The organism is Paenibacillus sp. J22P218 (genome assembly GCF_056269195.1).
Genome location: NZ_JBWDNL010000001.1, coordinates 1,828,037 through 1,840,292 on the forward strand (window position 1 = coordinate 1,828,037; position 12,256 = coordinate 1,840,292).

At 48.5% G+C, this 12,256-nt stretch carries 11 protein-coding genes and 1 pseudogene; 9 read left to right on the top strand and 3 right to left on the bottom strand.

Going from position 1 to position 12,256, the window contains the following annotated elements:
- The first annotated feature begins 9 nt into the window (after positions 1–9).
- Both cysI and AC0YN0_RS07780 read left to right on the top strand, forming a co-directional pair.
- Positions 10–1,734, top strand: a complete 1,725-nt coding sequence (gene cysI, locus AC0YN0_RS07775) for an assimilatory sulfite reductase (NADPH) hemoprotein subunit (protein WP_475820695.1) — start codon at positions 10–12, stop codon at positions 1,732–1,734.
- Positions 1,735–1,826: 92 nt separating this feature from the next.
- The gene (locus AC0YN0_RS07780) at positions 1,827–2,801 is read left to right on the top strand and encodes a VOC family protein (protein ID WP_475820696.1); all 975 of its coding nucleotides are present in this window, start codon (positions 1,827–1,829) and stop codon (positions 2,799–2,801) included.
- On the opposite strand, the gene AC0YN0_RS07785 is transcribed toward AC0YN0_RS07780, so the two are convergent.
- Together AC0YN0_RS07785 and AC0YN0_RS07790 are read right to left on the bottom strand one after the other, a co-directional pair.
- A complete protein-coding gene (locus tag AC0YN0_RS07785; protein ID WP_475820697.1) occupies positions 2,788–3,297 on the bottom strand; it encodes a C1q-like domain-containing protein in 510 nt (169 codons plus the stop codon). The two genes, AC0YN0_RS07780 and AC0YN0_RS07785, sit on opposite strands and share 14 nt — an antisense overlap.
- Positions 3,298–3,469: 172 nt before the next feature.
- On the bottom strand, positions 3,470–4,012 hold the full coding sequence (locus AC0YN0_RS07790; protein ID WP_442049060.1) for an NADPH-dependent FMN reductase: 543 nt from the start codon (positions 4,010–4,012) through the stop codon (positions 3,470–3,472).
- A 228-nt stretch (positions 4,013–4,240) separates the two neighbouring features.
- Between AC0YN0_RS07790 and AC0YN0_RS07795 the strand changes: the two genes are divergently transcribed.
- Together AC0YN0_RS07795 and AC0YN0_RS07800 are read left to right on the top strand one after the other, a co-directional pair.
- Positions 4,241–5,314: a glycosyltransferase family 2 protein gene (locus tag AC0YN0_RS07795; RefSeq protein ID WP_475820698.1), complete on the top strand. Its 1,074-nt coding sequence runs from the start codon at positions 4,241–4,243 to the stop codon at positions 5,312–5,314.
- 134 nt (positions 5,315–5,448) lie between these two features.
- Entirely contained in the window at positions 5,449–5,967 is a 519-nt protein-coding gene (locus AC0YN0_RS07800; RefSeq protein ID WP_475820699.1) for a complement C1q domain-containing protein, read from the top strand.
- Between the two features lie 83 nt (positions 5,968–6,050).
- Here AC0YN0_RS07800 and AC0YN0_RS07805 read toward each other — a convergent pair whose 3' ends face one another.
- Complete coding sequence (locus AC0YN0_RS07805) at positions 6,051–6,647, bottom strand: TetR/AcrR family transcriptional regulator (RefSeq protein WP_475820700.1); 597 nt, start codon at positions 6,645–6,647, stop codon at positions 6,051–6,053.
- Between the two features lie 146 nt (positions 6,648–6,793).
- On the opposite strand from AC0YN0_RS07805, the gene AC0YN0_RS07810 reads away from it, so the two are divergent.
- From AC0YN0_RS07810 to metE, 5 genes and pseudogenes are all read left to right on the top strand, one after another.
- The gene (locus tag AC0YN0_RS07810) at positions 6,794–7,423 is read left to right on the top strand and encodes a DUF2306 domain-containing protein (RefSeq protein WP_475820701.1); all 630 of its coding nucleotides are present in this window, start codon (positions 6,794–6,796) and stop codon (positions 7,421–7,423) included.
- 5 nt (positions 7,424–7,428) lie between these two features.
- Complete coding sequence (locus tag AC0YN0_RS07815) at positions 7,429–8,448, top strand: DJ-1/PfpI family protein (RefSeq protein ID WP_475820924.1); 1,020 nt, start codon at positions 7,429–7,431, stop codon at positions 8,446–8,448.
- A gap of 12 nt (positions 8,449–8,460) precedes the next feature.
- Positions 8,461–8,703 (top strand): annotated as a pseudogene (locus AC0YN0_RS07820) (class I tRNA ligase family protein); the annotation flags it as partial.
- Between the two features lie 105 nt (positions 8,704–8,808).
- On the top strand, positions 8,809–9,711 hold the full coding sequence (locus AC0YN0_RS07825) for a LysR family transcriptional regulator (RefSeq protein ID WP_337101203.1): 903 nt from the start codon (positions 8,809–8,811) through the stop codon (positions 9,709–9,711).
- A 109-nt stretch (positions 9,712–9,820) separates the two neighbouring features.
- Positions 9,821–12,109 carry a 5-methyltetrahydropteroyltriglutamate--homocysteine S-methyltransferase gene (metE, locus tag AC0YN0_RS07830; RefSeq protein ID WP_475820702.1) on the top strand — a complete coding sequence of 763 codons (2,289 nt, stop codon included), beginning with the start codon at positions 9,821–9,823 and terminating at the stop codon, positions 12,107–12,109.
- The last annotated feature ends 147 nt before the right edge of the window (positions 12,110–12,256 follow it).

The following is a 12,256-nucleotide window of genomic DNA, read 5'->3' on the forward strand; positions in this document are numbered from 1 at the left end:
ATAGCAAGCATGTCGAAAAAAGAGTTTTATCCTCCGCACGATGCTCCGCATAGCGACGTCGAGCATATCAAAATTCGAAGCAATTACTTGCGGGGTAGTCTTGAAGAGACGCTGAAGGACCCGATTACCGGTTCGATTCCTGAGGATGACAACCGTCTCATGAAGCATCACGGCAGTTATATGCAGGATGACCGCGACTTGCGGAACGAGAGAGCAAAGCAGAAGCTTGAGCCGGCTTATCAGTTCATGCTGCGCGTACGCGCAGCGGGCGGCGTTGTTACACCGGAGCAATGGTTGATGATGGATACCGTTGCACACAAATATGCTAACGGAACAATCCGTCTAACGACGCGCCAATCGTTCCAATTGCATGGCGTTCTGAAATGGAATCTCAAGAACACGATTCGCGAAGTGAATGATTCGCTGCTAAGTACGCTTGCGGCTTGCGGCGACGTTAACCGTAACGTTATGTGCAACCCGAATCCGTACCAATCCGACATACATGGCGAAGTGTACGAATGGGCGAACAAGATCAGCACGCATTTGGATCCGCGTACGAGAGCATACCATGAGATTTGGCTTGACGGCGAGAAGGTTGTAGACAGCCTTCAAGACGGCGAAGAGCAAGAGCCGATCTACGGCAAAGTGTATTTGCCGCGTAAGTTCAAGATCGGTATTGCCATTCCACCGTCCAACGATGTTGACGTTTACTCGCAGGATCTTGGTTATATTGCGATCGTCGAAGACGGCAAGCTGAAAGGCTTCAATATTAGCGTTGGCGGCGGCATGGGGATGTCCCATGGCGATCCGAAAACGTATCCGCAAGTGTCGAAGGTCATCGGCTTCTGTACGCCGGAGCAGGCTATTGACGTTGCAGAAAAAACCGTTACGATTCAACGCGATTATGGTGATCGCGCCGTTCGTAAACACGCGCGCTTCAAATACACCATTGACGACCGCGGACTCGACTGGTTCGTAAATGAATTGCATGAGCGTCTTGGCTGGAAGCTGGAAGAAGCTCGTTCGTTCGAATTCGATTCCAACGGCGATCGTTACGGCTGGGTCAAAGGCAGCAACAACAAATGGCATTTGACGCTGTTCATTCAGAACGGACGCGTCATGGATAACGGCGACAACCGTCTGATGACTGGCTTGCGCGAAATTGCCAAGATCCATACCGGCGACTTCCGCTTAACGGGTAATCAGAACTTGATTATTGCCAATGTCACTACGGCGAACAAGAAGAAGATTAAGGCGCTAGCTAGCGAATATGGCTTAACAGACGGCCTTCACTTCTCCGCGTTGCGTAGAAATTCAATGGCATGCGTGTCGCTTCCGACTTGCGGTCTTGCAATGGCGGAATCGGAGCGTTATCTTCCGACGTTGATGGATAAGCTCGATCCGATGCTGGAGGAGCTTGGTCTTAGAGATCAAGAAATCGTCATCCGTATGACGGGCTGTCCGAACGGCTGCGCTCGTCCGATGTTGGCTGAGCTTTCGTTCATCGGCAAAGCGCCGGGCAAATACAATATGTATTTGGGAGGCAGCTTCACGGGACATCGTCTGAACAAGCTGTACAAAGAGAATATCGGAGAGGCTGAGATTCTTGATTCCCTGCAGCCGATCTTTGCTAGATACGCACTAGAACGCAAAGCCAACGAGTCCTTCGGCGACTTCGTTATCCGTGCCGGTTATGTACCGGAAGTGCTGGATGGGCAGCAGTTCCATGCTTAATCAATAAGCTTCACCTCTGAACCCGTGAACGATATGCTTCACGGGTTCTTTCTGTATAATAGGAGCTATAAGGAATAGAAAGGAAGATAAGCATGAAACCGATTATTGGACAGCATCATGTATCGATGTTTACGAAGAACGCTTCAACGAACGTGGCGTTCTATACGAAAGTAATGGGCTTGCGATTTGTGAAAAAGACGGTCAATCAGGACAATGTGGGGATGTATCATCTATTCTACGGGGATAAGCTTGGATCGCCGGGGACGGGGGTTACTTTCTTCGAGCTGCCAAATGCCGGGCATGCACGCAAAGGGACGAACAGCATATCCTCTATCTCGCTAGCGGTGCCAAGCGATGATGCACTATCCTTCTGGAAAGCTCGTCTTGAAAGCAGCCAAGTGTCGGTTGGCGATATCGTTCATGAGGAAGGACGAGCTTCTCTGACGTTTTCTGACCCCGACGATCTCACCGTCCATCTCGTCTCCGTCCAAGGCGACAAGCCTTACCCGCCAAGCGCTGCATGGAAGGTTGAAGATATTCCTGCTCAAAATGCCATACTTGGCCTTGGTCCGGCCGTTTTGACCGTGAGCGAAAGTGCTAAGACGATGGATGTGCTGGAGCGGCTATTAGGATACAAAAAAACCCGCAGCGCAAAAGCGTTGGGGGATAAGGCTCATGATGCATCGATTTTCGAGACAGGAACGGGCGGTCTTAGCACGGAAATTCACGTGAAGGAATCAGCGCTCGAAGACAAGGCAAGGCCTGGACGAGGAAGCGTGCATCATGTTGCGATCCGAGTATCGAATAAGGAAGAGCTGGCAGGATGGGCGTCTCGCATAACGGCTGAAGGGTTGAAAAACACAGGTATTCTTGATCGTCATTTCTTTACTTCGTTCTACTTCTGGGATCCAAACGGCATCGTATTCGAGCTTGCTACAGACGAAGGTCCAGGCTACGAAGTAAGCGATGATACCAACGTATTGCACGAGCCGTTATCGTTGCCGCCATTTTTGGAGGGAAGGCGCGCTGATATCGAAAGCAAGCTGCTGCCGATTATTGAACTCTAGAACCTTCGAAGCGTGTGCCGAATGGCTCGATGACCCCGTTTCCCGCACTAACAAGCGCAAGTACGGCAACGGGTTCGCCAGCTCTGAGCTTCGCGATGCCGGCTACGTCCAATTGATTGTTATTTATCGGATCGATTGCTTCCGAATCGATTTGAATGTCTCGATCTCCTGCGACAATAGCTAACGATACGACACCCGCATCATCCGTTGAAGGCCGATAATTCATGCTTGCGAAGAAGACGTAAACGCCGCTTCGTTTCGGAATGAAAACGGAGGTTGCGGGATTGTATTCGTCCCCTAGGTCGAACAGCTCTCGATCAAATAGTACTTGAACTAAAGTTGCGCTGCTTATGGGTTGCGCATCGGTTGCGATCGCCGAGAAGGCAGATCCTTTCCTTTTGCACTGCACAGGGCGCTTCGTGTGCCTTTTTGGCCCGCATTTTTTCTTCAACCCGCTCGTCAGCATTTTTTTGCGCAATGCTTGCTTGTTGATCATAAACATTCCTCCCAAATGTTAGTAGCTAGTATTTGCAATGCTATATGATATGAAAAAATGATAGACTAGCTTGGGTGTTCCAATAAAAAACGCAAAAAAACATCGCCTATGTATTAGGCGATGTTTTTTTTGGTATTGACTGCTGTCAGCAGCAGAAAGGCTTCTGCAGGACTTATTGACGAATCGTTTTGAGAGCGCCGCTCCATGCAAGCACTTGATCGAGCATGCCGTTCACGTTCGTTAGATGCAGATCGGCAGGCTTGAATACCGAGCCGTTCTCGAAGTCGGTGAAGAGGGAAAGAGCCGGATGAACGCGAACGTCCGCTACGGAAAGCTCGCCAAGGATGCCTCTCAAATGCTCAGCAGCGCGAGCTCCGCCAACAGAGCCATAGCTCACAATGCCGGCAGCTTTATTGTTCCACGCATCGCGCGCGTAATCAAGCGCATTCTTGAGCGCTCCTGTAATACTATGGTTGTATTCCTGAACAATGAAGACGAAGCCGTCAAGGCTGGCTAGCTTCGTATTCCAAGCTGTCGCTTGCTCTGTAGCGTCTTCTTCGCCCAAGAGAGGGAGCTTGTACTCAGCAATATCAACAATCTCATAGTTCGCATCGCCGCGTTGGTCGGCAATGCTCTTCACCCATTCGCCTACTTGAGGACTGACGCGTCCTTGACGTGTACTGCCTAGAATAATACCGATATTGAGTTTAGACATCGTTACTCTTTTCCTCCTCGATTGGCTTCATTTTGTTATTCATCCAGTGTTCAGGCTTATAGCCGACCCATCTAGTATGAATAATCTCATTATATCATCATGCCTTGTAAGAAGGAAATTATTCATGTTTTATATTAAAATCCCAACTTCCTGAAGCAGACGTACAGACATAACAGCTATCAGCTCCATAACATGTATGAAGAGAACGCGATTGGAGGAGATACCGTTTTGATTACGATAAGCTTATGCATGATTGTTCGTAACGAAGAGCAGAAGTTAGGCAGATGCTTAAGCTCGGTTGCCAACGCGGTCGATGAGATCATCATCATGGATACGGGTTCCACAGACGGCACGCTAGCAATAGCAGCACAGTATACGAAGCGTATTTATCACTTTGAATGGATTAATGATTTCTCCGCGGCTCGCAATGAATCGTTTCGTTATGCAACAAAAGATTATATATTATGGCTTGATGCGGATGACTGGCTGGACGAGCGGGAACGAATCAAGCTTGAGTCGCTTAAGGAAGAGCTGAATTCAGCTGTCGATGCCGTAATAATGGATTATTGGCTGGATTTCGATCCGCTTGGACAGCCGACAACGGTTGTTAAGCGACATCGGCTTGTAAAGAGGTCTCGGCAATTCAAATGGCATGATTCCGTGCATGAGCAGCTAGCAGTCCAAGGAAATATTATATTATCAGATATCGCAGTCTGTCATGGGCGGGATCATTCGAATAGTGATCGGAACTTGCTTATATATGAAGCCATGCTTGCAAAGGGCACGAAGCTAAATAGCAGGCAAACCATGCAATATGCGATGGAGCTTATGGCTAATCACCGTTATGAGCAGGCAATCGCAAGCTATGATTCTATCCTCGGGGATTCATCAGGTCTCAATGTAATAAAGCTGGAATGCTGCGGTAGAATGGCACATTGCTTCCATGAGCTTGGTCTAAAGGAACAGGAACTAGAATCGCTACTAGCATCCTTCAAGTACGATCAGCCGCGCGCGGATTACGTATGCCGTATCGGTTATTTTTATCAAGAAAACGGACACTTTGAAAAGGCTGTTCGCTGGTATCAAATAGCGCTAAAGTTAGAAATGCCGGAAGGCAGGTTATATAGTATGAATTTAGCGGCATGGACTTGGCTTCCGCATCTTCAGCTCGTCTATTGCTATGGCAAGCTGGGGCAATTGGCGCTCGCTTATGAGCACAACGAAATCGCATTATCTTATTCGCCGTTTGATCCGAACCTGCTAACTAATAAGGAACTCCTGATGAAGCACATGAGCAGGTAAGTTCATATCCGATGGATCATACTCTATGACTCTATTAATATTACGACCAATTAGACGAATGCCGTCTCTATGAAATGCTGATCTCCATATGATATAGAAAGCTAGATCTATTATGCTTTCAAGGAGGAGTAGGCATGACTTTCAAAGGAGTAGTGAAGTCAAAGCCCGCCTGCAAAACAATCGTCGTCAAGAAGACGACGAGCAAGCAGGTTATTCGCAAAGGGTGCGTCGGCAAAAAGTTCAGGGGACGTAAATCTGCCTTTATTGCGGTTTCAGGTGCCGATCAGCAATTGAACATGGGGCCATTCACGCAAGTGCAATACCAAGTCGAAGAAGTCGATCTGAACAACGAGTACAATCCTGCGACTTCGACGTTCCGTCCGAAGCAAGCTGGCATTTATTCGCTAGTGGCAAGCGTAGCACTCTCCGTCATCACGATGATAGATATCGAGATGACCTTGGAAATTCGTGTGAATGGACTTGCTAGAATATCCGACCGCGAACATTTCATCCAAGGGAGTAATCTGATTGATGCGTCAGGGCTTGTGAAGCTGGAAGCCCGCGACAGCGTTCAAGTATTTGCTAGGGCGGTAGGGAATAATGGCATCATAGACAGAGGCGTGGAGACACATTTTCAAGGCGTTAGAGTTTAATAAGTAGGTGTATGAAGGGAAGACGGCTGCCGTGATGGCAGCCGTCTTTCGTTGGAGAAACAGGGATCTTTCCTTTGGTTAAACTAAGTTATCACTCGATAACTGCTTAGCAGCGTTCGAATATTGTCTTTGGCGAAAGCAACATGTTTATTGTCGCGCGTCAGTCTGCTTGCCATGATTCCGCCCTCGATTGCCGTGAATATGAAGGAGGCCATCGACTCCGTTTGCAAATCGCAGCGGAATTCGCCATTATCAATGCCTTGCTGCAGTAATCCTTGTATGAACGACATCATCTGATCGAATGCCTGGGTAGCCTTGTCCCGAAGAATGGGGAAGGAATGGTCGCTTTCGACAGCCGTATTGAGAAACGGACAACCGCCCTTAATTGGCGGATTATTGACCGTATCGCTATATACGTCGCACATCGCTGTGACCTTGTCGATCACCGTTGTCTCGCCTTCGATAGCTGCTGCAAAATGCCCCCACAGCACTTGTCCCGCATAGGCGAACGCCTCTAGCGCGATCTCATCTTTATTAGCGAAGTTGCGGTAGATGCCGCCTTTCGTAAGGCCGGTTGCATCCATAATATCTTGAATAGTCGATCCGGCATAACCTTTATCGTTAAACAACTCTGCCGATTTCATAATAATATGCAGTTTTGTTTTATCGCTTTTGCGCATAATAGGTGTCCTTTCGAAGAAAAATTGAACAAGCTCATTATATTGTAACATTTTGTGCGTGAGTTGGAGTGGTATTCATAGTATGATTATAAAAAAAGAGACCGTACGGTTCGGTCTCAAAATTGCGGAAAGGGGAATCACAAGGTTTGAGAAAGCAAGGATACAAGGTTTTTGCGATTGTTTGTCTCCTATATGTGTTCTATGTTGCAATCGTAAATTTAGTATTGAATCCGGATGCGGGCGAGTTTTTATCACATAAGGTCAACCAACTGAAGCAGCCTAATGCATCGGTATGGCTAACCGTATTGCATATTCACGTGTGGTTTAGTTGTCTCGCTATGCTCAGCGGGGCGATCAACTTCTCGTCCTACATGTACAACAAACACCGCAAATATCACAAAAAAAATGGCTATGCCTTTGTGTTCTTTGTAGCAGGTGTGAGCTTAACCGCTGGATATATGGCTCCTTACTCAACGGGCGGCAAGCTTAGCAGCATCGGATTCAATTTAACGAGCATCATCTGGTTGACGATTACGGTAATGGCAATCGTTCATATTAGGCGCAAGAGGATGGATCAACATCGCGGCTTTATGATTCGAAGTTATGCGTTCTGCTTCACCAATCTTTTCGTTCATTTAATATCTAAGCTATTAAACGACGGCTTCGGAATGCAATATGAAACAAGTTATACGGCGGGGGTATATGGAGCTATTATAGCCAATCTCCTAGTTGCAGAGGTCGTCATTCGATATGGAAAAAGGGGGAGTCCACATTGAGCAGCATGCATGTACAAATCGTATTATTCGACGGTTTCGATCTGATGGACGCGATCGGGCCTTACGAGGTTTTCTGCGCAGCGGAAATGTATTCAGGGGGCGCTTGCAGCGTCGAACTGGTGACAGCCGAAGGGCCGCGGCTCGTTAAGAGCGGCATGAACGGGCTGCCGATTCAAGCTAGCGGAACGCTTGATCCTTCAAGGGCGGGTATTATCGTTGTACCTGGGGCATCAGGCAATATGGCTGGAGAAGGGGAACAATCCGTCCCGGCAATTCTAGCGAGAGCGGCGAATACGGAGTTAACGAACTGCGTGAAGAAAGCAATGGACCGCAGTGACGTAACGATCGTCACCGTATGCGGAGGATCCTTAGTTCTTGCAATGAGCGGGATGTTGGAAGGTCGCTATGCCGTAACGAACAGGTACGGCATGGACGCGCTTGGGGCGACAGGCGCAATCCCTGTGAACGCTCGAATCGTTGTTGACTGCAATCTGGTGTCCGGGGGCGGCGTCACTTCCGGCCTAGACATTTCGTTGTACATAGTGGAGCGTCAGCTAGGACCTCGAATTGCGCATGCCATCGAAATGTTGTTCGAGTTCGAGAGACGAGGAACGGTATGGGAAAATAAAGGACTCGATCCAGTCGTCGACAATAGTCAAAGCGACGATGAAGAACCAATCGAAGACCTGCCGCAGCAGGCTGCAGCTTCTACGGACGGTAATTTGTTCGATGGAGTATGGGAAGCAACGATTGCGACGCCGGTTGGCAAGCTGGCAGTTACGTTTCATATAGCAACACGTGACGGTGGAATCATCGGAACAGCGAAGCAAGGCGATGAAGCTGTCTCGTTCGTCGATCCTGTTCTAAACGGCAATCGTCTTAGTTGGACTCAGCGCGTTACGAAGCCGATGAAGCTGAATTTGAAGTTCCTCGTTGAGATGGATGGCAGCAACCGATTGATCGGTACTGCCAAAGCAGGTGTTCTGCCGGCTTCGAGGGTAGTTGCCGTGAAAACGGCTAATTGAGAGTGAGTTAGGGATGATGCTAATCACCATCGCATCGTTCAGGAGATCTTCTTGAAACTGTTGGACCATGGTTATTTATACAAGAAGACCGTCCCGCACACGTATTGCGAGACAGATAAACGATTCTTGCCCGATCGTTATGTGGAAGGAATATGTCCGAATTGCGGAAAACAAGCACGCGGCGATCAATTTGATTATTGTACCTCTCTTCTTGACCCATCTAATCTGATCGATAAGAAGTGCAAAATATGCGGACGGTTGGAGAAGAACAAGCAATAACAAAGACCCGTTCAATAGGTTGACTTACGCTGGTTTGCCCCATACAATCCACTTAATACGTTAAATGATAGGAGTAAGGGAATGACGCTGCAGCAACTGAAATACGTAATTGAGGTCGCTAACCGCGGCTCTATTAACGAAGCCGCCAAAAGGCTGTTCATCTCCCAGCCCAGCTTGTCCAATGCGATTAAGGACCTGGAAGAGGAGATGGGGATTGCCATATTCGATCGTTCCAACAAAGGTATTTCACTGTCGAAGGAAGGGGTCGAATTTCTAAGCTATGCAAGGCAGGTCGTCGAACAGATGGAACTGCTGGAGGGAAGATACATGAATGCGAAGCCTTCTCCGCAGCATTTCTCGGTGTCTACCCAGCATTATGCGTTCGCCGTTAACGCCTTCGTAAGCCTCGTTCAAGAATACGGACATGAGGAATACGAGCTGGCGCTTCGGGAGACGAAGACGTATGAAATCATCGAGGACGTTCGAAGCTTGCGGAGCGAGATCGGTATTCTGTACCTGAACGAATTTAACGGGAAGGTCATTAACAAGCTGCTGAGCAGCGCGAATCTGCAGTTCCACAGCTTGTTCACGGCGAAGCCGCACATTTTCATCAGCATCAACAATCCATTAGCAGGACAATCGATAGTAACAATCGATCAGCTGCAGCAATATCCGTATTTGTCGTTTGACCAAGGCGAGTACAATTCATTCCATTTTGCCGAGGAGATTCTAAGCACGTTGTCCCATAACAAAAGCATTCGGGTCAATGATCGCGCGACGTTATTCAACCTACTGATCGGACTGAACGGATATACGATCTCGACGGGAGTTCTGAGCGCCGATCTGAACGGCAACGAGATCATTCCGGTGCCTCTTGATTGCGAGGAAACGATTAATGTCGGCTGGATTTCTCATAAAAATGTTGCGTTATCGAAGCTTGGTACTGCCTATATAGAGGCGTTACAGCGTGCAACAGGCCAATGATATCCAGGTATAGCTTAAAGCTATATCTAGATATAGTATTATACAGTTACACTATAACTCACTATCCATGATATCTTTTGTTTAACAAATGGCATAGGAGTGGTGAAAGATGGCAAAGAGCAGTGTACTTGGTTATCCTCGAATTGGTGCAGATCGGGAATGGAAGAAGGCTTTAGAAGCGTTCTGGGCAGGCAAGCTGGAGGAATCGGAGTTTCAACAAAAGCTTCAGGATATCCGCTTCACTCATTTGCGCAAGCAACAGGAGAAAGGGATCGACATTATCCCCGTTAATGATTTCAGCTATTATGACCATATCCTCGATACGGCGACGATGTTCGGAATCGTTCCGAAGCGGTTCTCTTATACAGGAGGCGCAGTGCCTCTGTCGTTGTACTACGGCATCGCCCGTGGAACAAAGAATGCAGCAGCAAGCGAAATGACAAAATGGATCAATACGAACTATCATTATATCGTTCCTGAATTGGACGGCGCTTCGCCGACGGTGACTGAGAACAAACCGCTAATCGCTTATCGCGAAGCAAAAGAAAAGCTAGGCATTGAAGGCAAGCCTGTAATCGTAGGTCCGCTTACTTTCCTTAAGCTGTCCAAGGGTTATCAAGCATCGGAAACGGATGTATGGCTGGAGCGATTGATTCCTCTATATGTTCAAGTGCTGCAAGAGCTGGCAAATGAAGGCGTGCAATGGGTACAAATCGACGAACCGATCGTCGTAACGAAATTAAGCGATGCGGACTACGGACGACTTCGTTCGATCTACGAGACGTTCGCTGCTGCCGTACCGGGGCTTAACATTTTGCTGCAAACGTATTTCGAATCGGTTGAGAGCTACGAGACTATCGTTAAGCTTCCGGTTCAAGGTATCGGTCTTGACTTCGTACATGGCGGGTCCGCAAATTTGGCATCGATCAAAGCTGCTGGATTCCCGGCTGACAAAGTTCTTGGAGCAGGCATTATTGACGGCCGAAGCATCTGGAAAGCATCGCTTCAAGAGAAGCTGTCCGTGCTGGAGCAATTGACGGACATCGTGTCGGCCGATCGCTTAATCGTTCAATCGTCATGCAGCTTGTTGCATGTACCGGTTACAACAGCTAACGAGTCAAAGCTGCTTCCCGAACTGAAAGGCGCGCTTGCCTTCGCCGATGAGAAGCTGGACGAGCTTGTCTTGTTAACGAAGGCTGTCGTATCTGGCAAAGCAACAATCGCTAATGAGCTTGAGCAATGCGAGAAAGCTCTGCAAGCGCTGAGTACGTCCAGCACGCGCAACCGCGGCGACGTTCAGCAAGCGGTGGCTGCACTTAGCACGCAGCAGCCGAAACGCAGCTCGGCATTTGATGTGCGTCATGCTGCACAGCAGAGTAAATGGCAGCTTCCGATCTTGCCAACTACGACGATCGGCAGTTTCCCGCAATCTGCCGAAGTGCGTAAAGCCCGTCAATCGTGGCGCAAAGGCGAATGGAATAACGAGCAATACGAAGGGTTCATCCGCGACCAGATCGATCTATGGATCAAGCTGCAGGAAGAGATCGGACTCGACGTGCTCGTACATGGTGAATTCGAGCGTACGGACATGGTTGAGTTCTTCGGCGAGAAGCTTGCCGGCTTCGCGTTCACGCAATACGGCTGGGTGCAATCTTACGGATCGCGCTGCGTGAAGCCGCCGGTTATTTTCGGCGATGTAGCTTTCGAGGAAACGATGACCGTCGAAGAAACGAAGTATGCGCAGTCGAAGACGGATCGTCCCGTCAAAGGGATGTTAACCGGCCCGATTACGATTATGAACTGGTCGTTCGTTCGTGACGATATTGCTCGCGAGCAAATTGCTTACCAATTGGCTTATGCGCTAAGACAAGAGGTAGAAGCGCTTGAAGCAGCTGGAATCGGCATGATTCAAGTTGACGAGCCAGCCGTTCGTGAAGGGTTGCCGCTTAAGAAAGAAGAGCAAGCTGCTTATCTTGCATGGGCGGTCAAAGCTTTCCGTATGACGACTTGCACGGTTCAAGATACGACGCAAATCCATACGCACATGTGCTATTGCGAATTCCACGACATGATCGACTCCATCGAAGCCATGGATGCCGACGTGATATCGATCGAGACATCCCGCAGCCATGGCGAGCTTATTCATAGCTTCGAGCTGAACACATATAAGCTTGGCATTGGACTCGGCGTATACGATATTCATAGTCCACGCGTTCCGCAAGTGGAAGAAATGACGAGCATGATCGATCGCGCGCTTCGCGTGCTTGATCCGAAGCTGTTCTGGATTAACCCGGACTGCGGCCTTAAGACACGCGGTACGGAAGAAACGGTTGCAGCTCTTCGCAACATGGTGCAAGCAACGCAGATCGCTCGCAGCAGCTATACGCTTAACGTCTGATTTTCATCTGAGAGCAACTCATCCCGAGAGGGAGGGGTTGCTTTTTTCGTTACCATTTTTACTATTAACAGATATAATGGATTCATGCGAAATCGACTAAATATAGGAATAGATTGTGAGGCTGAGAGATGGAGGGCTTTACGAAAA